Raw genomic sequence first — 24,622 nt, forward strand, 5'->3', positions numbered from 1 at the left:
GCGAACTGGAAACGTGACCGAGTGGCCGAAGGTGCTCCCCTGCTAAGGGAGTATGGGGTGTAGAGCCTCATCGAGGGTTCGAATCCCTCCGTTTCCGCCAGAAATGGGTTTTATGGTGTCCTACATAGCCCTTCAGAAGCCCCGAAAACCTAGTGTTTACGGGGCTTTTGGTTTTTTGGCGTCCAAGAGGCGGTATTGCCAGCTTGCACCCGTTGGGGGTATCTTTGGGGGCATGGGGGTATTCAAGTGGGGGTATCGCCAAAAGAACAACCCTTGGAGTGCCCTATGTCGCTGACCGATACCGCTATCAAGAAGGCTAAGCCGGGCGACAAGCCCGCGAAACTGAGCGACGGCAAGGGTCTGTACCTGCTCGTCAATCCCGTTGGCTCCAAGCTCTGGCGCTGGAAGTATCGGTTCCTGGGCAAAGAGAAGGTTATGTCGCTGGGGGCTTACCCAGACGTTTCCCTTGCCCAGGCGCGTGATGGCATGGGCGCGGCGCGCAAGTTGTTGGCCAGCGGCACCGACCCCATGGCGCAGCGCGCCACCGACAGGATCACCAAACAGGCATCCGCTGAAAATTCTTTCCAGTCCGTGGCGTTGCTTTGGTGGGATCACTGGCATGGTGCCAAGAGTGCGCGGCATGCGGATGACGTGATGCGCCGCCTTAAAGCGGATGTGTTCCCCGCCATTGGCGCGCGCCCGGTGTCGGAGATACAGGCGCATGAGCTGGTGGCGATGGTGCAGACAATTTCAAAGCGCGGGGCCTTGGACATTGCCAAACGGGCTTTGCAGACCTCTGGACAGGTTTTCCGGTACGCCGTGGCCCATGGCCTGGCCCAACGCAACCCAGCCAGCGACATCAAGCCCAGTGACGTGCTGGCATCGCGCAAGGCGGGCAACTACGCCCGGATCAGCGCCAAAGAGCTGCCCGAGCTGCTGCGGCATATCGAGGGCTATGCGGGTGCTGCGGTGACGCGCCTGGCCATGAAGTTGATGGCGCTGACCTTTGTTCGCACCTCGGAGTTGATCGGCGCGCGCTGGGCTGAGTTTGACTTGGAAGCGCGGCGCTGGGACATTCCCGCTTCGCGCATGAAGATGAAAACGCCGCACATCGTGCCGCTGTCCACGCAGGCGGTGAACGTCCTGCAAACGCTGCAACTGGTTTCGGGGCGCGGCACACTGCTGTTTCCCGGTGAGCGCGACCACGAGAAATCCATGAGCAACAACACCATCTTGGGTGCGCTGGACCGCATGGGCTACAAGGGGCGTATGACCGGCCACGGATTCCGTGGGGTGGCCTCCACCTTGCTGCACGAAATGGGCTTTGACCATGCCCACATTGAATTGCAATTGGCGCACCAGGAACGCAACGAGGTAAGCGCGGCCTACAACCATGCGACCTACCTCCAGCAGCGGACCAAGATGATGCAGCACTGGGCGGACTATCTGGATAACTGCACGATGGGCAAAGTGTTGGCGTTTCAACGTGCGGCAGCCTGAGGAATTGCTATTAAGTTGATAACTGCTTGCGAAATCTCCATGAGGGCTAGGGGCTGATTTTGCATGTAGATGTGTTGCGCAAGGGCATCATCAGCAATCGAGATGACTGCACTCAGTGCCCATTTTGCGAAACAGATTTACCCCTCCAGTAACTTGTGCAGGATCCCTAGCTTGCGGCCGACGTCGTGCAAGCTGACTTGCACCAACGCGTCGTGGCGGTTTTTGATCTGTTGATAGGTCGTCCAGTGCATGCCTTTGGGTTTGCCGCCGCCGCCATTCAAGATGCCAGCCTCCCAGCCCATGCGCTTGCGCAGCTTGTTGGCCGCGGTCGCCAGCGCCTTCTTTCTGCGTGGCGTAACCCAGCCCGCCACACTGGCGGCAGGCGAAATACCGGCCTGGCGTATAGAGCACTGCCACCCGCTTGCTGCACCGTGGGCAGGTGAACCAGTGGCGCTGGCCGCCCAGGTGGCAGGGTGAGGTTTGCGTCTGCACCCGCTGCTCGACCACTTCGCCGGTGCTTTTCATGCAGTAGGAAGGCACCATGCTTTCAAAATCCACCCGGATGCCGATGCCCGCCACCTGACGGTCTTTCACCAGCCTAAAGCTGCTGGCCGGCACCAGCAAGCCCGTGCGGGTGATCTGACGGATGTCCCGCGGCATGGAATCACTGGTCTCCGGTTTGCCGCTGTAGCTGCTGCGCCGCCGACTGCCACTTCTACCGAATTTCATTCTCGGGCTTTTATCGGAATCAATTGGCAAGTCTCACGGATGTTGTGACCAGCAATTCCATGATTTTGGCTGCAATCCTCAAGAATACTTGGTGCTTGGCGTGTTGCTGGAATGCACGCATGTTTCTGTGTTGCGCGGCTGCTTTTGAGGTCTGCGTGACGCGAGCTTGAGTCACCGCGCTGGCTCACACCAACGCCATCTAGCTGGCCCTGGGCGTGATGTCCATAGACCCAGGCGACTTCAAACAGTGACGCTGCACCATGGTCCAAAACCATTGACAAATCAGTAAACTTTTTGTACATTCTCCCCCACGCCGATTTAACCGATCAACTTGCAGGGCGTTGTATAAATTCTGCTAAAGCGGGCGGCCGCTATGGACTTTGTTCACAGCGGTTTTTGTTTTTTCGGGTCACAAGACCGTCGCCGGATTTACCACCTCACTTGCCGGGCGACTCATCAAGTACAGCGCTAAAGCGGCGGCTCTGCTGGTTTTCAGCGGCCACGCTGGTGTTACCACTGGAGCCAAACATGTTCGATCTGACCCATCTGATGCGCCTCAAGCGCTGACCCTTCCACCGTGATCTGAAGCAACTTGCCGCGACGGCAGGAGTGCGTCTGGAATTTGCCAGTCCCGCTGCGCGCTGCGTGATGGGTCGACTCGTGCCCGAGGCAACCCCAAGCCAGTGACGTCGCGGCGTATTGACCACCTGGCGGCCATGTCACCAGCCTGGCAGCACAGAGACAAGAAAGGAAGAACAAGCATGTATCAGTATCAAATGGGCAATGCCCTCACCGCCCTGCAACCCACCATCGACTTTTCGGCGCTGCTCCCGCGGGGCACTCCGAGCCAGCCCTGCGTCGTGGGTCCGCCCCCGCCGGCGCTGGCCGGTGTGCACGCGCCGGTTCTGATCAACGCCTGGCACAAGGTGCTGCTGCGCTGCCTAGCACAGCCCACCCAGCTCGAGCTACGCGCCGGCCAGCGGCGAGTTCATGTGCTGGGCGCCGCGATCTTTGACTTTGCCAGCGACGGCACGATCCAGGTCTACGTGTGGCAATTCAATGAGTGCGAGCGCCTCGCCTTGGTCCGCCTGGAGGATCAATCCGTCGTCGTGCAGGGCGTGCCCCACCAGGCCCTGTGGATGGACGGCCTGCGACAAGGGGCGCTGCGCACGCTGCGCCAGTGGCATCACGGGCAGGACGACTTGTGCCAGACCTATGTGACGTGGGCACAGCAAGCTCTGCAGGATCTGTTGTGGACCCCTTCGGTCCAGGCGCGGGTGCGCAGGCGCATTGCCACTGTTCTGGCGCTGGAGCCGGCGCTGCTGGACATCGCCCAGCGCATCCAGCTGGCGCCAGCGCCCGTGCTACCGCTGCGGCTCAATGCCTACAACCACGTCGTGGCCTACCGGCAAGACTATGTGACCCTCGATCGTGAGGCCCCCCAGCTCATCCCCCTGTATGCCTTGCTCGCGCGCGAGCTGGGCGGCGCTGGCGAGGTCACGGCGCGCATGAAGGCGTATCTGTGCCGCCACGACCTCAAACCGGCCTTGTGGCGCTTGTTGTGCCGCGAAGGCACGCAGTGGCTTCAGACCAGTTGCAGTTACTTTGACTTCCATGAGGACACGCGGGCCGCAGTGGCAGTGGAGCTGCTGGCGCTGGCCCGGGCCTTTGGTACGGCACGCCTGGCGCCGTCCTGGCTGCTGCACGGCCTGCTCCAGTTGGGCGGCAATCCCAATGGGCCTGCCCGGACCATGCTGCCCCGGCTGGTCGACCTGTTTGGTCTGTGTGCGCGGCTCGGCGTTCTTGCCCACCGCGCCGATGCAGTCACGCTGGTCCAACTGCAAGACAACGTCGACGTCATTTTTGGGTGGGCGTCGAAGCATGTGGCCGCCATGCCCGGCGATTTCGTGCGGCACGTCGGCCTGGCGGGGCTGCTGCACTGCGTACACCGCGCGCAACAGGAGGAAATGATGGAGTTCGCGTGCAGCCCTCCGTGGAGGATTCCCTACCAGTTGGCGCTGCCCGCCGGCGCGGTGCAGCCGGTGATCCTGGACAGCGCCCTGGCGGTGTGGCAGGAGGGACAGGAGATGCACCACTGCGTCGACCGGTACATCGAGCGCTGTGCTTCGGGCGAGTGGTTGATGGTCTCGCTGCGAGGCTCGCTGGGCTCTGGCAGCACCAAGCGGGGCCTGGCCACGGTGGCGTTCAACCTGCACTCGCGGCCAGTGCACATTGCGCAAATCTCCGGCTTTGCCAATGGCCTGGTGGAGCCGCCAGTGCTGGCACTGGCCCAACTATGCGCGGGGCAGTTAGAGGCGCAAAGGCGGGCTCTGGGCACAGGCCAGGATGGGAGCGAGAGCACAACCCGTACCAACAGGGAATGGATCGCACTATGCGACTGAGCCCGCGCCGGCCGATGCCAGCCCGCTCGGGTGCATTCGCGTCTTCGATCCAGCAACTCTAAGCAACGAAGGGAGACCTCCATGGGAACACGCGCGCGCCTTGGCCGCTGCAACGCGGATGGCAGCATCACCAGCATCTATACGCATTGGGACGGCTACCCCCAGCACCACTTGCCCATCCTGACCGGGCACTACGCCGCGCCGGCATGGCTCGACGCCCTGCTCTCGTTGGGCGATCTGTCGGTGCTGGCGCCGCAGATCGGCGAGCCGCATGACTTCGAGGATCGGGCGCATCGCCACTGGTGCACGGCTTATGCCCGGGACCGGGGAGACACGGGCGTCGCCGCCATCACGAGTGCCAATCTGACGGCCTTTGCCGCGGCCTGCAGTCGCTGCGGGGCCGAGTACGCCTATCTGTGGGATGGGGTTGCGTGGCGGCAAGGCCGCGTCATGGATCGGCCGGTGCCGCACCTCGTGGGCATGGTGCCAGACCTGCGCAACCTATCCAATGCGTAGCCACTGCGCCGCAGTCTCAATTTCAAATCAAACCAGGAGGTTTTATGCTTGGACCCATCTTCTACGATCAACGACAGTCCATCCCCGACGTTGACTCGATGTCGCCGTCCGCGGGCAAGCCGGCGCGTTTCAATGCGCTGGTGAATCACCACTACTACTCCATCACACGATTGCCGGTGCAGCCCGTGACGCGCGAGGACCTGTGCCTGGTGCATGACCGGGACTACGTCGATGGCGTGTTCGATCTCGACCTCGAGAATGGCTTCGGGAACCGCTACCCGCGCGTGCCCGAGGCTTGTCTGTGGACCGCGGGCAGCCTGGTGAGCGCCACCTTGTACGCCCCCACCGATGCGCTGGCCGTGTGCTCGCCGACCTCGGGCTTTCACCATGCCGGGCACGACTTTGGCGGGGGCTTTTGTACGTTCAATGGGCTCATGGTGGCCGCCGCCAGGTACCTGCAGTTGCACCCTAGTGCCAAGGTCGGCATCCTGGATTGTGACGTTCACAATGGGAACGGCACAGACGACATTCTGGCGCGTATACCCTGGCTGCGTGAGCGTGTGGTGCATCACACGAGCGGCAAGTATTTCCAGGGTGACGCCGACCCGGATGAGTTTTTCCTGTGGCTGGACGAGGTCATTGGCGATCTCAATGCCCAGCAGGTGGATGTCACGATCTACCAGGCCGGGGCCGACATGCACATCGACGATCCGCTGGGCGGGTTTCTCGATGATGCGCAGATGCGCCAGCGCGACCGCACGGTGTTCCGCAAGCTGCGCGGCGGCCTGGTCTGGAATCTGGCCGGCGGCTATCGCGGCGGCGAGACCATCTTCAACGACCCGGTGCTGCAGACGCACCTGGCCACGATGGGCGAAGCCAATGCCAGCGATGGCGCGCGGCGCAGGATGTTTGGAAAGCAGGGACGCCAGCGGGCATCTTGAATTGGTTGAAAAGAGTGGTGGGGCAGAACGTCGATTGCGCCACAGGTCGTGCCTAGAAAAACGGCAAGTCTTGCGCAGATTCGAGCACCCACCCCAGGGCCTCCAGTTCTGCGAGCATTGCCGGCAAGGACTCTGGAGGGAGGTCCCAATAGGTTCCGCTCACAAACGTATCCGTACGCCGGCCGTAGCGCTTGAGTATCTCGATGGGCAGGACGTGATCAAGCTCCAATTGCAACCATAGCGGATAGTCGCCCTCAGAATATCCGGCCACATCACGGTCGAATTCGTCGGTGCTCTTTGGGCGTCGTTCGCCAGCTTCATCAAAGGTATCCCGGATGACCTTTGAATACTCATCGCGGGGCATTGCCTTGCGAAACTCCCCCCACGTGTTTGAGTTCTCGATCGCTCGATGGATTCGGCCGATGAAGTGGGCCCGCGTCGGCGTGGCAAAGACGACACCATTGTTGTGAGGCACCACCCGGTACAGCAGCTTCTTCATTACTCTTGCCTTCCTTAAATCTGGATGAAAACGACGGCGCTCGTCACGGTCGAGGCTGCATTGCTTCCCATGGCGGCTTCAAATCGCCACGTCCAAAGCGGCCATACGCCGCGCGCGCGTTGGGATCCCTGGCAACGAAAGCATCAAGGACTCGATCGGATATTTGATGAGCGAGCTTGTCAAGGTGACCCTCTGCGACCGTCTGAGGAAAAAAGACCATTGCGGACAGGCATAGCAATCTCCTGGTTAGCAGCGTTTGACATAGTGTCTGGGGCGGCAATCTGGACTAAATCCCCGCAGCCCTTTCTCGCTGCGGGTGGCAGGCCGACCTTAACTCGTTACGGCTTCAACGCAGCAAAATCAACTGCGGCAACCCGCAAGGGCCAGCAATGGTACTTTGGCATGAATCTGCCTATTGGCGTGGACAGCCAAAGCGGGCTGGCGCACAGCGCGGTGGTCACAGCCGCCAACGTGCATGACAAGCACCCGCTACCTGACTTGCTGCATGGGCAGGAGAGGCGCGTGTACGGTGACTCGGCCTATGCCAGTCAGAAGACCCTGATTGGTGCCAAGGCGCCCAAGGCCAAAGACTTTACGACCCAGCGCACACGACGCAAGGGCATCGTGGACGAGGCACTCAAAGCGAAGAACCGCCACAAGTCGCGCATCCGCTCGCGGGTGGAGCACGTGTTCGGCGTGGTCAAGCGCCTGTGGGGCTTTGGCAAGGTGCGCTACCGCGGCCTGGCCAAGAATGCGACACGGGCATTGACAGCCCTGGCGCTAGCCAACATCTACCTCAGCCGATCAAGGCTGATGGCACAGGTGCGTCCATGAGGGCGGCAAACGGGCCAAGAGGCCCGAGAAACAGGTCCAACGGGCAACAGGAAGGGTCGTTCGGCGATCAGCCCGGCTGCGTCGGTATTGGGATTCACCGGCTCGTTCTTCGCGGCTGCGCGAGCCCGCGTCCGCATTGAGGCAGACCATGGCGGTAATCTGGTGGAAGTCTTCGCATGCCGCACGCACAGCGCCGCAAGGATGGTGGCGTTGGCAGACTCGGTATCTGCGGTGCTGGCAATGTGGTCAGGGCCGGCCCATCTACTCTTTGTAAAGGCGATGCGCCAGCGTATCCCTGGCTTTGCGCAAGACCGGCAGGAAGTTGCGGCTAAATTCAGCCTGTTCCATGCGCTCGCTCCGAACCGCGATGCTCATGGCTGCAACCGTCGTGCCTTCCCGGTCGTATACCGGCACGGCTATGGACCGTACACCAAGTTCGAGCTCGCCGTCGTTGCTGGCGTAGCCTTCGCTGCGACAGCGCTCGACCAGCGCCCAGACAGCTCGAGCACTACATACGGTGTGGACTGTTAGCCGAGGCCTCGGCATCGCGTTGATGCGCCGCGCGGCATCTGGCGGCGGCAGGCTGGACAGCAACACGCGCCCCAGCGCTGAACAGTATGCCGGGAGGCGCGAACCAATGCCCAGACCGGTGCTGAGACTGCGCCGCGCAGTGGACCGCGCGATGATGATCACGTCATCTCCCAGCAGCTTGCCAAGGGACGCCGATTCGCGCGTGCGCTCTGAAAGAGCATCGAGCAACGGCTGCGCCAGTGAGGGTGTCGGCCGGGAAGCCAAATACGAGCGCGCCACAAGCAACGCCTTGGGCGTTACCCAGAAGTGTTTGCCGTCGCTTTCAAGGTAGCCTAGCGCATGCAGCGTCAGCAGAGATCGACGTGCCGACGCCGGTGATGTGCCCGTCAAAAGCGCGACCTCAGACAGGGTCGGGCGGCTGACGCCCCGGCCAAAGCAGGTAAGCACGTCCATACCTTTTTGCAGCGCGGTGACGAAATCCTTGCTTCCAACCAGTGTCTTCTTCGGCAAATCGAGTGGATTTTTGCGCATGGCGAAATTGTTCCTTGTCGCTGAATCTTACGCCCGCCACACTCGCAGCTTCGAGTATTTTGTTGGAGACAAGTCAATGGTTCAATTCCTTAACCGGCGCATCGCGCTCGCGTTTGCCATTCTGCTAACCAGCGCCTCTCTGGCCTATGCGGCCAAACCCATAACGTTCGTCATACCGTTCCCTCCCGGCGGTACGGCCGACATTCTGCCGCGCATCGTCGCGGAGAAGCTGCGCTCGACTTACCCTGCCGGTGTGGTGGTCGAGAACAAGTCGGGCGCAGGCGGCAATATCGGTGCAGACTTTGTGGCCCGCTCCGACCCGGATGGCACCACGTTCTTGGTGTCGCCCCCGGGGCCGATCGCCATCAATCAATACCTCTACAAATCAATGTCCTTCGACCCCACCAAGTGGGTACCTGTAACGGTGCTGGCGACGGCTCCCAACGTGCTGGACGTGAGAAGCAAGCTGCCCGTAAAGAATGTGGCCGAGTTCATCGCCTACCTCAAGGCTCATCCAGGTAAGGTCACCTATGCCTCCCAAGGCAACGGCTCAACCTCGCACCTAACGGCGAACTTGTTCATGAAGTTGACCGGGACTCGGATGACCCATATTCCGTACCGGGGTACCGCTCCCGCATTGGCGGCATTGGTGAGCGGACAGGTTGACGTCTTTTTCGACAACATTAGTTCGTCCGCACCCTACGACCGAAGCGGCCAGTTGCGCATCCTTGCGGTGGCCGATGAGCACCGCTCGCTGGATTTACCGCAGGTACCCACGTTCGCCGAATCCCACGTTGCTGGCATGAACGCGGTGACCTTCTTTGCTGTCGTCGCACCACCCGGAACGCCGATGGCAATCGCATCCTCCATGCAAAAAGCCATAGCCGCAACGCTCGCGTTGCCGGATGTGAAACAGAAGTTCACTGCACAAGGAGCCGAGCCACGGGGTTGGTCGCCAAAACAGACCGGCCAGTTCATGCGCGCTGAGTCCAGTAAATGGGAAAAAGTCATCAACAGCGCTCATGTCACGTTGGGGTAAACACCATGCAGGAACAGCAAATCCATTGGGGTAGTTCAGCTCTCACACGGGTGCCTTACGACGTTTACACCAGTCCCGAGGTGATGGCGCAGGAGCAGGTACAGATCTACCGCGGCAACGTCTGGAATTACCTCTGCCTGGATGCCGAGCTACCGCAGCGCGGTAGCTATCGCACCACGTTTGTGGGCAATATCCCGGTCGTTGTCGTGCGTGATAGCGACGACGAGATTTATGCCTTTGAGAACCGGTGCGCCCACCGCGGCGCGCTGATCGCGTTAGAGAAGTCCGGCAAAGTTGACAGCTTCCAGTGTGTCTATCACGCCTGGACGTACAGCCGCCAAGGTGACTTAACAGGCGTTGCGTTCGAGATGGGTGTGAAGGGACAAGGAGGAATGGGGCCGGGCTTTTGTAAGGCCGACCATGGCCCGCGCAAGTTGCGCGTGACTACCTTTTGCGGCCTGGTGTTTGGCAGCTTTGGCGAGGAGGTACCTGACATCGAGGAATACTTGGGTGAGGAAATCTGCGATCGGATCCAGCGTGTGCTGCACAAGCCGGTGGAAGTGATTGGTCGGTTTACGCAGGCTTTGCCCAACAACTGGAAACTCTACTTTGAAAATGTCAAGGACAGCTACCATGCCAGCCTTTTGCACATGTTTTTCACCACCTTCGAATTAAACCGGCTATCGCAGAAGGGTGGTCTGATCGTGGATGAATCGGGGGGCAATCACGTGAGCTATTCGATCACCGATTCTGCAACGGTTGATGCCTCCTACAAAGAGCAAGGCCTTCGCACGGACAATGATCGAATTCGCTTGAAGGACCCGAGTCTGCTGGCCGGCTTTACCGAATTCAACGATGGCATTACGCTGCAGATCCTGTCGGTATTTCCAGGCTTTGTGCTGCAACAAATCCAAAACTGCATCGCCGTGCGCCAAGTGCTGCCGGCCGGCCTAGATCGCACGACCTTGAACTGGACTTACCTGGGCTATTCAGACGACACCGCGGAACAGCGTAACGTTCGCATCAAGCAGTCCAATCTGGTTGGGCCTGCCGGTTTCATCTCAATGGAAGATGGTGCCGTCGGGAGTTTCGTCCAGCGCGGCATTGCAGGCGCGCACGATCTGGAAGCGATCGTTGAAATGGGTGGCGAAGGAACCAGTTCAAGCGAGGGTCGCGCGACCGAAGCTGCGGTACGTGGCTTCTGGAAGGCTTATCGCCGACATATGGGCATGTGATCCGCACCAGAACCTCCACTCCCTACACGAGAGACCATCATGATCGATCTATTGGCGATTTGCGCCTTCAATGCGGCCTATGGCAACGCCATCGACAGTGACGCGCTGGAGGATTGGCCGAACTTCTTCACCCCAAACTGCCACTACCGAGTCACCCATATCGAAAACGAGCGCGAGGGCCTGCCTACCGGGTTGATCTACGCTGATTCGCGCGCGATGCTGGAGGACCGCATCACATCGCTGCGCCTGGCCAACATTTACGAGCGCCAACGTTATCGGCACCTGCTGGGCGTTCCGGATGTGGAATCGGCAGATGATACAAGCGCTGTGGCTCGCACTGCGTTTATGGTGGCTCGCATCATGGCGACGGGGGAGACGTTGCTTTTCGCCACGGGTGTGTACCACGATCGCTTCGTGACGTTGGGCGGCCGGCTGCTGTTAGCCAAACGCGTGGTCGTGTGCGACAGCACTGTGACAGACACGTTGCTCGCGCTGCCCCTGTGAGCGCTGTGGCTTTCCGCTTGGCGCTGAGCCTAGGTGATCCGAACGGTATCGGTCCTGAGATTGCCCTGAAGGCACTCGCAGCACTCAGCGAAGACGCGCGCGCTCGAATCACTGTGTACGGGCCGCTAGCGGTGCTGGAAAGGACCGCTGTCGCCCTGGGCCTTTCTGCGTTGCTGCCACGATTGGCCTGCGAGGACGCTGGCGCCGTGCCCGAGGCTGACGCGCAGCCGGGCGTCGTCACGGCCGCGGCGGGTGCCTCGGCTATCGCTTCGGCCACGGCAGCGCTGACTGCCTGTCGTGCTGGTCATTTCAATGCTGTGATCGCTTGTCCCCACAACGAGACCGCTATTCATAGGGCCGGCATCGATTTCAGCGGCTATCCCTCTCTGGTGGCTCGTGTCTGCGACCTGCCAAGGGAAGACGTTTTCCTGCTGCTGGTGGGGGGTGATCTGCGCATCGTCCATGTCACCTTGCACGAGAGCGTGCGCTCAGCGCTGAGCCACATCACGACCGAACGCGTGGTGCGTGCTGTGCGCGCAGGTGCCCGCGCCTGTGCGCTGTTGGGCGTCACTCAGCCTTCCGTTGGGGTCTTCGGCATCAATCCTCATGCGTCCGAAGGCGGATTGTTTGGCGATGAAGATGGGGTATTAGTTGTACCAGCACTTGCGCAGCTGCGCGCTGAGGGCCTGCTTGTGGACGGGCCACACGGTGCGGACGTGCTGCTGTCCAAGCGCGCACACGACCTGTATGTGGCAATGCTGCACGACCAGGGCCATATCCCTGTCAAGCTGCTGGCACCGAACACGTCAAGTGCATTGAGTATCGGCGCCGATGCGCTGCTCTCCAGCGTGGGTCATGGTAGCGCCATGGACATTGCAGGGCGGGGCATCGCCGACCCGACAGCGGTGCTTCGCACCATTGCACTGCTGTCAGGGGAAAAAGGGATCCAGATATGAGTTACACCGTCCGCATCGCCGACAGCGACGTGGTGTTTACCTGTGAAGCCGGTCAGAATGTGCTGGATGCCGCGCTGAGAGCCAATATCGAGCTCCCCTACTCCTGCCGCAAGGGGGTGTGCGGGAGTTGTGCTGGTGGCGTCGTCGAGGGGCAGGTCACGGGCGTTGGCAGTGCAGCCATCCAGAACGAGGTGTGCTTGAACGATGACGTGCTCTATTGCATGTCCGCGCCCACCTCTGATCTGGTGCTTCATCCTGCCGCCTGGAAGCGGCAGGATCCATCGGCCCGCAAGCGCTTCATCACCAAGGTCTACCGAAACCATCTGGCGGCTCCCGACGTGTCGATATTACAGCTACGCCTGCCCGTGGGTCAGCGTGCCAAATTCCACGCCGGACAGTACCTTCAGCTCGAGTTGGATGACGGCAGTAAGCGCTGCTATTCCATGGCCAACGCGCCCTACGAAAGCGACAGTGTGACGCTACACATTCGCCATGTGGCCGGCGGCCGGTTCAGTGGTCAGGTGCAGCAACTGCAACCGGGCACTGTTGTCTGCATCGAGCTACCCTTCGGGGGCTCCACCCTACACGAGGAATCGACAGGGCCGCTTATCTTTGTGGCAGGGGGTACTGGCTTTGCGCCGGTGAAGTCCATTCTCGATGACATGCTCAGGCGTCGCATCCAGCGCTCCATCACGCTGATCTGGGGTGCGCGGGAGTGGCAGGGCTTGTACTGGCGGGCGGCCGTCCAAGGGTGGCAAAAGCAGTGGCCAGATTTCCGTTTTATTCCAGCGCTGAGCGGCGGCTCCACAGGTGCTTCGAGTGATGCCTTTGCAGGTCGGGTGGACGATGCACTTCGAGCTAGTTTTGCGGATCTGACCGGACATGAGATCTACTGCTGCGGCTCACCGGTCATGGTGACGGCGGTGCGCGATGCGGCAGTACGTGACCGCGGACTGGCTTCGACGCATTTTCATGCGGATGTTTTTGTACCCGGACCTGCCGAGGCGCTCCCATGACACATTCGGATCGCCAATCATGAGCCAGATGCATAAACTGCCGCGGAAGTCATCATCGTCCGCTTGAAGAATAGTTCGACCTGCCACCGCTGGCGGGCGCACTTTAGCGAGTCTGCACGAATCGCTTGGGCTGGCTGGCCAGCCAGCGGTTGTAGCAACTGCTGGGTTGCGGGCTGTGCTCGATCCCCACGGTAAAGAGCGCACCCACCAGCGACTCTTCGCGCCCGATCGGGAATGCCGGACTCAGGTCGGGCGGTGGGGTCTGCCCCAGTGCTTGCCCCAACTCGAGATCGGCCAGCTTTTTGCCTTGCCGGATATCCACCACGGCCAAGCTGCCGACCCCGGCGGACCCGGCGAGTTCGGCCAGTTCGCCCAGGCCACTCCAGGGTTCGAGCTGGAGCCATCCCACCCGGCCGTTGGCATCGCGGCCCAGAATGCCGAAAGGCTTGCCGATCACCACATATTCGACCCAGTGCGTGGCCACGAACTCGGATAAATCCCGGGCGATCGACGGCACCCGCAGCAAGGCATTCTGGCTTTGCGTCAACGTGGCCCGCCAGATCTGGGAGTGTCGCCCGCTGGCGGTGGCCTGCAGGCGCTGCACCATTTCGATCAGGCGGCGTGAGAGATCCGGGGTTTCTTTAGCAATGAATTGCTCGATCAGGCCGCGGTTGAAAGCCTTCACCGGAATCCGCTCGTCCGCCTGGCCCGTCAACAGGACCCGCAGTCCCGGCCAGTCCACCAGCTCGCCCAGCATTTGCATGCCATCCATGGCCGGCATGGAATAGTCAACCATGCACACTTGGGTCAGGGCATAGCGTTGGCTGTGCTGCGACCAATAGCGCAGGATTTGCGATATCAGTGGTGTGCCGCCTGCACGCCACTGTTCAATCATCTCTTGCTGTGTCCACGCATCGGCTTCCCATAAAGGGGGCTCCTGCTGTAGATAGTTGATGCAGGTCTGCGGGCGCTGGAACAGCCGAACATGCCAGTTCTCCGGCATGGCCAGCGCCAGCATGTGGAGGTACCCGAGATCGTCGTCGAGAAAGACGATGGTTCCGGGGGATTGGTAGAGGGGAAAGCTCATCTGACCGTTATGATCCGTAAAAATTGTGACCTTTGCGTACGATGGACTCGGTCCGGCGACGCCGGCTCGAGAGAAAGATGGGCTGTTGACGAAGCTTGGGCGCTGCAGCTACTGCAGCAAAAGTGCGCCTCTCTACGAGCACAACCGACCGTGCAGCCCCACGCCCAGCAGCTCCGACCCCCGCGTTTCGGGCAAGCGCGGTGAGATCGGCGCTCACGACTTGGCCTTGGCCCGCACATGGGCGGCGGCAGCGGGCACCTTGGTCCGCCCGGGCTGGACGCCAGCGCTCGGCACGACCGGCGGTGCCGGGCGCGGCGCGTAGACTGTTCGGCCCTGACGGCTGACTACCTGGGGATCGCCGGCACAGACCGTATCGCTCAGCACGATGGAGCCCTTCTCGTCAATGCAGCGGTACACGGTTTGCGCCGAGGCGGGCAGCGCAAGAATCAGGACCATCGCCCAAGACGCGCGGAGGCAGCCGTTCATCTAGATGTGCGGGTTGCGTGCACACAAGACGGTGAACAGGGTAGCGACGAGGGCAAGTCCGCCGTATCCGAGGGCGATCTGCGGTAGCGAGAAGGTGTTTGAAAGTTCACCGGAAATGAGGCCGAGGAAGGTGGCGCCGCTGTAACAGAGGAGGTAGATCGCGCTGAAGATCGGCGCCCGGTCGGCTAGGGTGCTGCCGTGCAGCAGTCCGCGGGTGGCAGCGCTGATAGCGATGCCTTGGCCGGCGCCGGCGACGATGGTCGCGATGATGAACAGTACCAGTGTTCCGGCGTTGATCGCTGTGATGATGCCGATCATTCCGGTCAGGAAGGTGATCATGCCGACGCGTTGGGCTACGGCGGGTGTGAAGCGGCCGCCGATGGAAGCGCCGAGAACGCTGGGGGCCATATAGGCGGCGAACACCAGTCCGAGGATAAGCGGGCTGCGGGTGTGGAGTTGATCTTCGACAAGCGCAGGGACGAACGCTTGGTAGAAGGCTCCGGTCGCCCAGGTGGCCAGGAACACCGCTGCCGCGACTGGGAGCAGATGCCTGACCCGGGCCGGTACGCTGACTTTGGGTCGCAGTGATCGCCAAGCGCCCGGCGTCGGAGTTGCGGTTTCCGGGCTGATGGCAATGAGCGCGGCAGACAGTATTAAGAAGCCGACGCAAACCAGGAAGATGAGGTCGCGTGGCCAGGGGCCGAACTGGACCAGGGCGCCGGAGGCGATGGCGCCGACGGTGAGGCCGAGCATTGGCCCCTGGCTGGAGGCGACCGAGGCCAACCATTCCGGTCTGGTGGGTGCAGCGTCGACAACGTAGGAGGTCAGAGTGCTGCTGGCCAACCCGGTGCCGACGCCTATTAAGGCGCGGCTGGCCAGCAGGGTGCCGATGTCGTGCACGTTCAGCAGTAGCAGACAGCCCAGCAGGAGAAGGCCCAGGCTGGCGATCGCGGTGATCCGGCGGCCCAGATGATTGGACAGTCGTCCCAGCACCAACAGTCCGGCCATGGTCCCAATGGAGTAGGTGACGATGGCCATCGAGATGCCGAAGTTGGTGAACCCGTCCTCCGCCCGGTAGATGTTGTACAGGGGGATCGGCGCAGCCGACGCGGCAAACGAGGCCACCAGGGAGACCACCGCGGATAAGAATGCCAGCCGGAGCGTTCTGCCCGACTGAGCCCGGTTGATCACTGGAGCCACGTTTGGCATCGCGCCATCCCTTCTTTTGTTCCACCCAACTGAGTAATATCTGGCCCAGCTTCCTCTGCCTGGATGCATGCCGAGACGATCGCTACGCATTCAATAGGCAACGATGATCCACGAGGAGGGCAGAACCGCTCGCCCCCCGGAGTCCTCACGGACGAACGCGGATGACCGTCTTCCCCGCGCGTCGCGCGGTCGAGTTGAAGGCGGCGACGGCATCGTCGAGGGTAGAGACATTGCCGATGTTCGTCCGCAGTCGTCCGTCCCGCACCCGCTGGACGATCTCACTCAGTTGAGCACGATCGGACTCGACAACGAAGTCGACCGCCAGACCGTCGACGGGCCGTGCCTCGCTCGGCCCGACGATGGACACCAGCGTTCCTCCGGCGCGAATCAGGCGCGCGGACCGCTTCCCGATGTCGCCGCCGATGACATCGAACACTAGATCGACGTTGCCAACGTCTTCCAGCGTGTCGTTGTCGAGGTCGACAAACTCCTGCGCGCCGAAGTCGAGCGCCTTCTGACGGTCGGCGGCGCGTCCAGTGCCGATGACGTGGGCGCCGGCCTCTCGTGCGAGTTGCGTCACCATCGACCCGACGGCGCCGGCCGCGCCGTGCGCGATTACGCTCTGGCCCGCCCGAAGGTGGCCGTGCTCGAAGAGGCCCTGCAACGCAGTGAGGCCCGAGATTGGCAGGCTCGCGCCCACCGTGAAGTCGACGTCGCCCGGCAGTGGCGCGAGGTTGCGCGCCTCGATCGCCACAGACTCGGCCAAGGTGCCGTCGCGATACCAGTCGGCGAGGCCGAATACCCGCTGTCCGATCGACAGCCCGGTCGTGCCGTAGCCGAGCGCGGTGACCACTCCGGACAGCTCGTGGCCGGGGATCGTCGGTGTCCGATCGCGGCCGATGCGATCGGTCCAGGTCGAGGGCCACGCCAACTCAGTCCCGACGAATCCCGACGCATAAACCTGAACGACGACATCGTTTATCGCTGCCCGGGGCTCGGGCCGCTCCACCAGCTTCATCCCGGCCGCTTCCGCCGCCTGGTCCGTTACTATGATCGCCTTCATCGTCCACCTCCTATGTTGAGTCCTTGCCTGAACGGCAGTCAATCCACCTGATGTCCCTGCGCGGGTCATACGGGCGACAGCTACCGTGTCGCCCTACCATTGTTTTCGGATGACCCCGCAGGGTCAATATGCCACGGTGTTCGGCCGTCCGGCAAATGGAGCAAAGAAACCTGAAGTGGCTCGCTCATTGGGGGGTGGACCAATTGACCACGGAACAGCTTGTCGATGACGCCGACGGTTTTCGTACAATCGCAGTTCGAAACGTGCCGCTTCGGCAAGGATTCACGTGGGAGTCAGCAGCTTGAACGAAGGACCGGTATTACGCATTTCGCCGGGGGATCTCGAGAGCTTGCTGGCGACTCTCGATGTCACCTTCGTCGGACTTTCGGAATGCCTGGTGAGTATGGGCTACAGCCTGGAGTTGGGCGGCGTGAATGCGCCGGGAATTCACTACAACATCGTTGGTACGGGTCGCGCCGTCATTGGGAAGCGCGAACCCGTGCCTTTGATGCCCCACACACTGATCGTTGTTCCGCCGAATTCACCGTTCCGAATCGAGGTGGAAGGCAGCAACGGCTTCACAGGCCTGCGTTCGGTCAAGGGAGAACCGCGAACGGCATCGGCGGTCAGCATGCGCCGGGTGGCAGGGGATGGAGATCCCTCGCTCATACTGGTGTGCGGGTACTTCCACGCGACTTACGGCGCCTCCACAGACCTCTTCGGCGGTTTGACTGAACCCATCGTCGAACAGTTCAACGTCGACGATCAAGTCGACACCAAGCTTCAGGGGGCACTCGGCGAACTCGTGGCACAGGAAATTGGCAGCGGTGCAATGAGCGCTGCCCTGCTAAAGCAAGTCATCGTCTTGCTTTTGCGCCGCTCGCTCGTCTCCATGAACGCATGGGTGGAGCGCTTCTCGGTGCTCAGTGACCCACTGGTCGCGCGAGCGTTTGCCGCAATGGCCATGCGTCCTGGCGACAACCACTCTCTGCATACTCTTGCGCAGTTGGCTTGCCTCAGCCGATCTGCCTTCGCCGCTCGATTCACCGGGGCCATCGGCAAGTCACCGATGCAGGTCCTTCGCGAGCTCCGGCTGCGGCAAGCGATGCACCAGCTCAAGGCCGGCGACATGGCAGTTGAACTCGTCGCCCGCAATGTCGGTTACGCCAGCCGCAGCAGCTTCATCAAGGCATTCCGAAAGAGTTACGGGATGGGCCCGTCCGAGGTGCGTCGCAGCGTCGCGAGTCGGGATTAGCTCGAGTCAGAACTCGGCGGTCTGCGCATCCACCTGTTCGCAGGCTTGCTCCATGTCTCGCATGTGCTCGCACAAAGAAGCGGCCTCGTCCATGAGGTCTTCCGAGGAACCGAACAGCGCCCTATCGAGGTGGAGCTTTTCCGTTCGCTCAGGTGAGTCAAGGCGCTTCCCGCGCGAGCCGGACAAACCGGAATCGGATTGGCCCCTAGCCTGTTGATGATATCGGGCGTTGCGCCCTCCAGGCTGCGCTGGTTCTCCTACATACAGCTGAGTCATTAACATCCAATGTGCGAGCAAACCCGAATGTTCGGCGAGCACGCCAACGGACCGCGCCATTGGGGTGCTCATCCCTCCCGCAGGGAAGAAGCTTCCACCCAAGTAGGGCTAGTGGACCGTAACAATTGAATCGGGAGTAATGCGCCGTGACGGATCACAGTACTTCCATTTGACGGGTTTGGCCTGTTCGTTGTATTGACGGATGTACCGTATGAGTTTTCTCTTGAGATCAGGCAAGGACGTGAACACACCGCGGACGATGACATCGCGCTCGATCTTGGCAAACCACAACTCCACTTAGTTGAGCCACGACGAGTACGTCGGGGTGAAGTGCATATGAACGTTGCAGTGAGTAGCCAGGAACTCGTCAACATGCTTTGTCTTGTGAGCAGAGAGGTTGTCGGCGATGACGTGAATCTCTTTGTCCCCAGGTTGGTTAGCCACGATGTCGGTAAGGAACGCCACGAATTCGGCCGAGGTATGCCGGGTTGCCGTCTTGCCCAGCACCTCGCCGGTCTTGGTGTTGAAGGCAGCGTAAAGCGACAGCGTGCCGTGGCGGAAATATTCAAAGCCGTGACGCTGCGCGCGGCCCGGCGACAGTGGCAGCACCGGGTCTAGACGATCCAGCGCCTGAATCGCCGTCTTCTCATCGACGCTGAACACCACCGCGTTCTGCGGTGGGTTCAGGTACAGCCCGATCACATCGGCCGCCTTGGTCTCGAAGTCCGGATCGTTGGAGGTCAGATAGCCTTCGAGCAGGTGCGGCTTGATGCCGTGCTTGGCCCAGATACGCGCCACGGTCATGTGCGAGATGTCGCCGCCCAGCTCGCCTGCCAGCTTGCGCGAGGACCAGTGCGTGGAGCCGTCAGCCGGCTTGTGCTTGGTGGTGTGAGCCAGCACCCGCGCCACAAGGCGATTGGTCACCTTGTAGCGCTCGCGCCCGGCGTGGCGAGCGAACAGGCCGGCCAGGCGGTCACTTTCAAAGCGCTTGCTACATCGATCGATGTAGCTGTCGCTGCAGTCCAGCTTGGTGCGAATCTCGCCCTATAGTTCACTAGTGAGCTTCGGAATTTTTATCACGCACTCCTGATCAAGTCGCTGCCCGGGACCTTCATCCTCTCAAAATGGACTGATCGTCCACTGCGCCGGAGTCCGTATCCGGTTGGGACGCCAACCACCCTCCCGGCGCGGACTGCCGCGCGGAGCAATTACCGAAGCAATTCCCTTTGGCTGCGAAGCAGCTCGCTCAGCCCCTTGGCAAGGGCCCGCAGCCTGGGGCGGAACCCGCCTTTGCTGGCATTGCGAGATGCCTTGCGCTTACCGACCACGCTTTGCGGACCGGTCGATCGCGTCCACGGCGCCCATTGCCGGATCCGCTCGGCCTGGCGCTGCCTTTGCTCGGATGTCCATTTTCTTGCGGCCATGCGGCACCTCCACTATTAGTTCGTTTGGCATGTTTTTGAGCTTTCTCCCGCGCGAGGTAGGCGACGCCCCGTTGTTGACCTGCTGCGTCTGAGCCACATTGGTCTGGCGCACGAAGGCGACTTGCCGCGGGTTCCTGACTTCAGCCAGGGCCTGCAGGGTGGCTCTGCTGCCAGCCTGGGCACGCAGGGCCAGCTGGGTCAGGCCCTGCGCGGCTTGAATCTGCTTTTGATCTCGCCCGCGGAGCGCCAGGTCAACGAACATCGTCTGCAGTGCCACGGCCTGATTGATTAGCATGGCCTCGACCTGACTCATGTCGCCCTGCTGGATGGCCTGGGCCTGTTGCCGCAGCTTGGTCAAGACTTCAACCTCGCTGACTGACGATTTGGCGTACGCGCTGATGATCATCAGCCCGGCAAGCGCACTGCCAGTGATCAACCCGGCTGCGTCGGTATTGGGGTTCACCGGCTCGTTCTTCGCGGCTGGCGCCGCCGGGGCGAGCGCGGTGGAGGGGATTTTCCGATTAGTCATGGGGGTCCTCGTCAGGCTGAAATTCAATGGGTTCAGCCATTGCAGCAGGGCATTGGCTAAGATCTGCCAGGCTGCGATCGATGGCAAAGTTGTCACAGCGCTGCAGGACGTCCAGCATGGCCAGCCCACGGCTGCAGCGAGGGCCGGGTCGGCAGTGGGCGCACTCGATGCACAGGCGGCGGTCGTCTCCGTCGCGGTCGCGCGCCACCAGTGAGTCGGCCAGCGCCTCGGTTTGATCGTCGGGCAAGTGCAACCGTTTGAGATGCGCCTGACGCACCAAGAATGTCTGAGTCTCGGCTTCGGTCCACCCACAGCCTCGGCAGTACCAGTCTGTCGATATCGGCGCCCTTGATTCTTCAAGCGGGCCCCGCTCGGGGACTGACAGACCCGACACAAGCTCCGTCATTTGCGTGGATGGGCTGGGCCGGAGCACTGACAGAACCGACGAAAGCCTCTGGTTGTCGCTCTGGTTGTCGAGATGTACGCCACTTCTGTCGGTTCTGTCGGTCGCCAGGTCCGGCGCATTGCCGCAAATCTCGGCGGCCCGATCCATCCACCGGGTCATGGCTGGGCTCCCGGTCTCAAGCTATACAGCGTGGTCGGGCGCCCGCCATCGGCGTAAACGGCGTCGATCAGCCAACCGTACTCCAGCAGGATGTCGAGCCCGGCCTCCACCGTCTCCCGATCGCCCAGGCCCTCCCAGCCGGACCGATATACCTTGCGGGCCGTGAACGGCACTTCCAGCGCACCAGACTTGACCCTGGCAAGAATCCCCTTGGCGGCCTTCACCGTGGGGCGTATGCCGCTGGCGTAGGCCCGTGTGGCATGGGCCATGAAATAGTCGGCCAGCTCCAGCGCCTGGGCCAGCGACGTCAGATTCACGGCACCGCTCTTGCCGGCCGCCAGATGGATCGTCAAGGCGAGCGCCGGCACATGCTTGCGGAATTTGGACAGGGCCGACTCCAGCAAGGCGCCGCCACTGGCGCCACGCAACCGGCTCTCCAGGTCGGTGCGCCACTCCACAAACAAGCTCCGGGCATCGGGCGCCAAGCGCAGAAATGGCAGGCCGTTGCCATCCAGCGGAGAGTGATCACCACCTACCTGGATCGTGTCCAGGTGCTGAATCCGTTCAAAGGCCTCTTTGGCGGCCAGCTTGGCTTTGCTATCCGGCCAGCGATCGACCTCGCGCCAGGTGCCCGGGTCATCCGGCCAGGCGATCAGGAAGCGTTCCAACAAGCCGTCCGAGCCGTGACGGTGGGCGTCTCGGATCAGCCGAGACAGCGGCCCGGGCTGGATGCCGCCGATCATGCTGACGCGCAGGTCATCGATGCGAATATGCCCGCGACCAATCCGGTCGAACAGGTAGGGCCCGCCCGCCCAACTCTGCAGATAGAAGCCCCGGGCCTCGGCCTGATCATCCTGGGCCAGGTTGCGCAGCAGGCTGGCGATCTCGTCACGCTCGAGCAAGATGCCACCCGGGTTGTCCGCCAAAATGGCGCCGGCCGACTCGTAGGTCAGGTTGTTGACGATAAAGCGTTCGTGCCGGGGTGGCTCGAGCTCACCGGCACTTTCCAGTTCAAACTCGGCGTCCGGGTTCTTGCGCAGGGCCGCCGTGGCGTTGGTCTCGCGCGCCTTTTGCCGGATTTTTGCGACCTTGAGCGCGTGTTCGTGGTCCTTGCTGGCATCCCGGTAGACCTCGCCGGCCATCAGCTCCATGGCGCGCAGGGGCGACAGCGCCGCCGACTGGGCCGGGCTTTTCATCAAGCCGGGGCGTCCGATGATCAGGCCCCAGATGTTGGCACGCTCCTCCCAGTCGGTTTTTTCCTGCGGCCGGATGGTCAACTTGCGTGCTGCCAGTGAAGACAGCCCCACCAGCATGGGTACGGCCACGAAATCAGGGGGGCAGGCCATGCGATCCGAGACATCCTGAATCCAGGGGCGAATGGAATTCGGTAGAGCTGCCAGCGGGAACAGCGGCACAGGCTCGAGTTCGGGGGGCAACGGCCGCGGTGCCGGGCGCTGTTCGATGTCGGCGTCCAGCGCCGCCAGTTGCCGTTTCAGATCGTCAGCCATGGAACACCTCGACGATCCGGTTGATGCGACCTGCGGCCTGAAGCAGGCGCGTGCGGTCGGCATCGGAGAGGCTGACACCGCGGGCAACGTTGGCGGCGGCGACCGCTGCCAGCATGACCTCTTGCTGCAAGACCTCGAGCGCGGCCCGGGCGGGCAACGGCGTGGGTTTGTAGGCCGTGGTCGGCTGGCCGTTGTCCGCCCATGCACCCAGCGCCTTAGCAGCCTCGACGAAGTCAAGATGGTTCGCCTGCATGTGGTAGGCCAGCACGTCGCCGCCCTTGACGCCACAGGCCATGCAGACCCAGGCGCCGTTGGCGGTGTTGATGCGCATGGAATCGCTGCCACCGTGGAAGGTGCAGGAGGTGGTTTTCCACTTGGCAGAGCGTGGGCCTTTGAGCGTCAGGCCTTGATTTTCAAAGTAGGTCGTCGGGTCGGGGAGTAGGGTGCGGTCGAAGGTCATGGCTGGAGACCGTTCAAATCGTTGCCAATTCGCCACGCTTTGCGTGCAAGGTCTTGACGAGTTCGCGGATCTGCTCGTCCGACATACCCGCAATACGTGCTGCGTTCAGCGCAGCAACCTCATTGGCAGGCCAGCCAATTGCCCTTGGCCCGAGGCTGATTTGCTTGGTCCACAAGCCCTGTACGATGCGAAGATAAATCGTGGAGCGGGAGTAACCCGACTGCGACTTGGTAGCGGGCAGGCGTAGGATGGTGTGCGTCATTTTTTTGCCTCTTTGACGGTTAAGGAACGAACTCAGACGCAACTGTATTTGGGCGATTTGGGCGAAACAAATCCTCCAAATCCGATGGACCTCAGAGGGAAACCTGATGGGGGATAGGTCGCGTTGGGCGAGTCTTTGAATTCAGTGACGAGATCAAACTGAATCCGATTGCACCCGAGAAAACCAGCCGGGACTGGGTGCAAAAGCTGGGCGAATTGGGCGAAAAGTTTTCGCCCAACTATTTCACGGCTTCATGTGCTTTCTTATGGTCTCGGCACTGCGTTTTTTCGCGATTTCCGTCTTGGCGATCCGTTGCGAATACCAAAGATCCGACATATTCGGATGTGTCTTAATTAATGCCCGATGCGCTTTTTGCCATTGCTTGTACAACGCCTGTGTGCGAAGTTTGCGTGCATCCCGTTGCACGGTAGACCCTCGGTTTTCCTTTACTTCGCTCGTGTCTTCAATGGCTTGCGTGTACGTGCTATCCGACGGCCGCTTCGTTGGGTGTGCCTCCATGCGGGTCAGCTCTTGTTTGAGCTCCGCCAGTCGGACCGCCTTTGTCGCCAGCTCAGCGGCGGTCGGGGTGGCAACCACCTCCCACTCTGCGATCCGCTTTTTGATGCCATCAACCTGCTCGAGGAAATCCCACCAAAACTTTTGATCCTGCTCGGTGGCGGGGTCCCGCTGGTAATCCATTTGAAGCGCAACACTGCGGCGCTGGTCAGCAGACAGTTTTTCCCATGGCATCGGGAAAAACTCCTGTTCGACCCGGTGGCGCAGTGTCTCGGGTAGGTCGCAAAGTGGGGTGTCGAACCAGTCTTTAAGTGCCAGGGTGAGCGCGTCGAATGTGCTCATGCCTTGAATCGCTTCCCAGCAATCAGTCCGTTGGGCATCTGCCGAAAAAAGTCTCTGGTTGAGTAATGACGTACCACGGTTTTCTCCCTGCTGGGCTCTGAAAAGGCGTGGTGCCCACGCCATCGGACGACTCTGAACTTTGCTGTACATTGCAGTATATCTACAGTCAAAACGTCGTTGGAGGAAGAATATGGCTACCACCAAGACCACCACATTGACCTTTCGTATCGAGCCCAACATCAAAGAAGCGCTATGCATTGCCGCCGACCGCGACCACCGATCCATCGCCAACATGGTTGCGGTGATGATCCGGGAGCATTGCGCACGCGTGGGCATACCCATTGAAGACAAGCAGGCACCGGTGGCAGCCAAACCAAAATCACGTAAATGACATGAGTCAGCCCAAA

At 61.4% G+C, this 24,622-nt stretch carries 25 protein-coding genes, 1 tRNA gene and 2 pseudogenes; 13 read left to right on the forward strand and 15 right to left on the reverse strand.

Translation table 11 applies throughout. The annotated features are described in order from the left end of the window. Nucleotides 1-7 precede the first annotated feature (7 nt). A tRNA-Ser gene (locus EUB48_RS07820) sits at nt 8-100 on the forward strand. A 185-nt stretch (nt 101-285) separates the two neighbouring features. Then, nucleotides 286-1,500, forward strand: a complete 1,215-nt coding sequence (locus tag EUB48_RS07825; RefSeq protein WP_142821148.1) for a tyrosine-type recombinase/integrase — start codon at nt 286-288, stop codon at nt 1,498-1,500. Between the two features lie 90 nt (nt 1,501-1,590). Here the strand turns inward: EUB48_RS07825 and EUB48_RS07830 are convergent, their stop codons facing one another. Together EUB48_RS07830 and EUB48_RS07835 are read right to left on the reverse strand one after the other, a co-directional pair. Then, a complete protein-coding gene (locus EUB48_RS07830) occupies nt 1,591-2,229 on the reverse strand; it encodes a hypothetical protein (RefSeq protein WP_142818372.1) in 639 nt (212 codons plus the stop codon). Next, complete coding sequence (locus EUB48_RS07835; protein WP_142818373.1) at nt 2,226-2,531, reverse strand: hypothetical protein; 306 nt, start codon at nt 2,529-2,531, stop codon at nt 2,226-2,228. Before EUB48_RS07835 ends, EUB48_RS07830 begins: the two co-directional genes overlap by 4 nt. Nucleotides 2,532-2,990: 459 nt before the next feature. Between EUB48_RS07835 and EUB48_RS07840 the strand changes: the two genes are divergently transcribed. From EUB48_RS07840 to EUB48_RS07850, 3 genes are all read left to right on the forward strand, one after another. Continuing rightward, on the forward strand, nt 2,991-4,631 hold the full coding sequence (locus EUB48_RS07840; protein WP_168226713.1) for a PcfJ domain-containing protein: 1,641 nt from the start codon (nt 2,991-2,993) through the stop codon (nt 4,629-4,631). An 81-nt stretch (nt 4,632-4,712) separates the two neighbouring features. Next, complete coding sequence (locus EUB48_RS07845; protein ID WP_142818375.1) at nt 4,713-5,147, forward strand: hypothetical protein; 435 nt, start codon at nt 4,713-4,715, stop codon at nt 5,145-5,147. A gap of 44 nt (nt 5,148-5,191) precedes the next feature. Next, nucleotides 5,192-6,088, forward strand: coding sequence for an arginase family protein (locus EUB48_RS07850; protein ID WP_142818376.1), 897 nt, complete (start codon nt 5,192-5,194; stop codon nt 6,086-6,088). A gap of 52 nt (nt 6,089-6,140) precedes the next feature. Here EUB48_RS07850 and EUB48_RS07855 read toward each other — a convergent pair whose 3' ends face one another. Next, entirely contained in the window at nt 6,141-6,587 is a 447-nt protein-coding gene (locus EUB48_RS07855; protein ID WP_142818377.1) for a hypothetical protein, read from the reverse strand. Nucleotides 6,588-6,630: 43 nt separating this feature from the next. Continuing rightward, nucleotides 6,631-6,807 (reverse strand): S-adenosylmethionine synthetase N-terminal domain-containing protein, encoded by a 177-nt coding sequence (locus EUB48_RS07860; protein WP_142818378.1) that lies wholly within the window; start codon nt 6,805-6,807, stop codon nt 6,631-6,633. A gap of 152 nt (nt 6,808-6,959) precedes the next feature. On the opposite strand from EUB48_RS07860, the pseudogene EUB48_RS07865 reads away from it, so the two are divergent. Continuing rightward, nucleotides 6,960-7,421, forward strand: a pseudogene (locus tag EUB48_RS07865) (IS5 family transposase); the annotation flags it as partial. 261 nt (nt 7,422-7,682) lie between these two features. On the opposite strand, the gene EUB48_RS07870 reads toward EUB48_RS07865, so the two are convergent. Then, nucleotides 7,683-8,483, reverse strand: coding sequence for an IclR family transcriptional regulator domain-containing protein (locus tag EUB48_RS07870; RefSeq protein ID WP_142818379.1), 801 nt, complete (start codon nt 8,481-8,483; stop codon nt 7,683-7,685). Here EUB48_RS07870 and EUB48_RS07875 point away from each other — a divergent pair. From EUB48_RS07875 to EUB48_RS07895, 5 genes are read left to right on the forward strand one after another with little or no spacing between them, the layout of a single operon-like run. Continuing rightward, nucleotides 8,482-9,522: a Bug family tripartite tricarboxylate transporter substrate binding protein gene (locus EUB48_RS07875; protein WP_244618362.1), complete on the forward strand. Its 1,041-nt coding sequence runs from the start codon at nt 8,482-8,484 to the stop codon at nt 9,520-9,522. The two genes, EUB48_RS07870 and EUB48_RS07875, sit on opposite strands and share 2 nt — an antisense overlap. A gap of 5 nt (nt 9,523-9,527) precedes the next feature. Beyond that, nucleotides 9,528-10,757 carry an aromatic ring-hydroxylating dioxygenase subunit alpha gene (locus tag EUB48_RS07880; protein ID WP_142818380.1) on the forward strand — a complete coding sequence of 410 codons (1,230 nt, stop codon included), beginning with the start codon at nt 9,528-9,530 and terminating at the stop codon, nt 10,755-10,757. A gap of 39 nt (nt 10,758-10,796) precedes the next feature. Beyond that, nucleotides 10,797-11,261: an aromatic-ring-hydroxylating dioxygenase subunit beta gene (locus tag EUB48_RS07885; protein ID WP_142818381.1), complete on the forward strand. Its 465-nt coding sequence runs from the start codon at nt 10,797-10,799 to the stop codon at nt 11,259-11,261. 5 nt (nt 11,262-11,266) lie between these two features. Continuing rightward, nucleotides 11,267-12,217, forward strand: coding sequence for a PdxA family dehydrogenase (locus EUB48_RS07890; protein ID WP_476705531.1), 951 nt, complete (start codon nt 11,267-11,269; stop codon nt 12,215-12,217). Then, nucleotides 12,214-13,233, forward strand: a complete 1,020-nt coding sequence (locus EUB48_RS07895; RefSeq protein ID WP_142818383.1) for a 2Fe-2S iron-sulfur cluster-binding protein — start codon at nt 12,214-12,216, stop codon at nt 13,231-13,233. Before EUB48_RS07890 ends, EUB48_RS07895 begins: the two co-directional genes overlap by 4 nt. A gap of 103 nt (nt 13,234-13,336) precedes the next feature. Here EUB48_RS07895 and EUB48_RS07900 read toward each other — a convergent pair whose 3' ends face one another. The 4 genes from EUB48_RS07900 to EUB48_RS07915 all read right to left on the reverse strand — a co-directional run bounded on the left by EUB48_RS07900 (nt 13,337) and on the right by EUB48_RS07915 (nt 17,078). After that, on the reverse strand, nt 13,337-14,320 hold the full coding sequence (locus EUB48_RS07900) for a DNA-binding transcriptional response regulator (protein WP_142818384.1): 984 nt from the start codon (nt 14,318-14,320) through the stop codon (nt 13,337-13,339). A 213-nt stretch (nt 14,321-14,533) separates the two neighbouring features. Then, the gene (locus tag EUB48_RS07905) at nt 14,534-14,776 is read right to left on the reverse strand and encodes a DUF4124 domain-containing protein (protein WP_168226714.1); all 243 of its coding nucleotides are present in this window, start codon (nt 14,774-14,776) and stop codon (nt 14,534-14,536) included. Nucleotides 14,777-14,806: 30 nt separating this feature from the next. Continuing rightward, on the reverse strand, nt 14,807-16,015 hold the full coding sequence (locus EUB48_RS07910) for an MFS transporter (RefSeq protein ID WP_142818386.1): 1,209 nt from the start codon (nt 16,013-16,015) through the stop codon (nt 14,807-14,809). Between the two features lie 145 nt (nt 16,016-16,160). Beyond that, on the reverse strand, nt 16,161-17,078 hold the full coding sequence (locus tag EUB48_RS07915; RefSeq protein WP_142818387.1) for an NADP-dependent oxidoreductase: 918 nt from the start codon (nt 17,076-17,078) through the stop codon (nt 16,161-16,163). 301 nt (nt 17,079-17,379) lie between these two features. Between EUB48_RS07915 and EUB48_RS07920 the strand changes: the two genes are divergently transcribed. Continuing rightward, on the forward strand, nt 17,380-18,333 hold the full coding sequence (locus tag EUB48_RS07920; RefSeq protein WP_142818388.1) for an AraC family transcriptional regulator: 954 nt from the start codon (nt 17,380-17,382) through the stop codon (nt 18,331-18,333). Between the two features lie 384 nt (nt 18,334-18,717). Here the strand turns inward: EUB48_RS07920 and EUB48_RS07930 are convergent. The 6 genes and pseudogenes from EUB48_RS07930 to EUB48_RS07960 form a co-directional block, all read right to left on the reverse strand. After that, a pseudogene (locus EUB48_RS07930) lies at nt 18,718-19,647 on the reverse strand (IS630 family transposase); the annotation flags it as partial. A gap of 279 nt (nt 19,648-19,926) precedes the next feature. After that, nucleotides 19,927-20,649, reverse strand: a complete 723-nt coding sequence (locus EUB48_RS07940) for a hypothetical protein (RefSeq protein ID WP_142818391.1) — start codon at nt 20,647-20,649, stop codon at nt 19,927-19,929. Nucleotides 20,650-21,123: 474 nt separating this feature from the next. Continuing rightward, nucleotides 21,124-22,635: a YfjI family protein gene (locus EUB48_RS07945; protein ID WP_168226715.1), complete on the reverse strand. Its 1,512-nt coding sequence runs from the start codon at nt 22,633-22,635 to the stop codon at nt 21,124-21,126. Beyond that, a complete protein-coding gene (locus EUB48_RS07950; RefSeq protein ID WP_142818393.1) occupies nt 22,628-23,095 on the reverse strand; it encodes a CHC2 zinc finger domain-containing protein in 468 nt (155 codons plus the stop codon). The genes EUB48_RS07945 and EUB48_RS07950 overlap by 8 nt, the downstream gene beginning before the upstream one ends. A 13-nt stretch (nt 23,096-23,108) precedes the next feature. Then, on the reverse strand, nt 23,109-23,357 hold the full coding sequence (locus EUB48_RS07955) for a helix-turn-helix transcriptional regulator (RefSeq protein ID WP_142818394.1): 249 nt from the start codon (nt 23,355-23,357) through the stop codon (nt 23,109-23,111). A gap of 243 nt (nt 23,358-23,600) precedes the next feature. Next, entirely contained in the window at nt 23,601-24,215 is a 615-nt protein-coding gene (locus EUB48_RS07960) for a hypothetical protein (protein ID WP_142818395.1), read from the reverse strand. A gap of 190 nt (nt 24,216-24,405) precedes the next feature. Between EUB48_RS07960 and EUB48_RS07965 the strand changes: the two genes are divergently transcribed. Beyond that, nucleotides 24,406-24,606 (forward strand): hypothetical protein, encoded by a 201-nt coding sequence (locus EUB48_RS07965; protein ID WP_142818396.1) that lies wholly within the window; start codon nt 24,406-24,408, stop codon nt 24,604-24,606. Nucleotides 24,607-24,622: the final 16 nt, after the last annotated feature.

The organism is Rhodoferax sediminis, from assembly GCF_006970865.1.
Lineage (GTDB): Bacteria > Pseudomonadota > Gammaproteobacteria > Burkholderiales > Burkholderiaceae_C > Rhodoferax_A > Rhodoferax_A sediminis.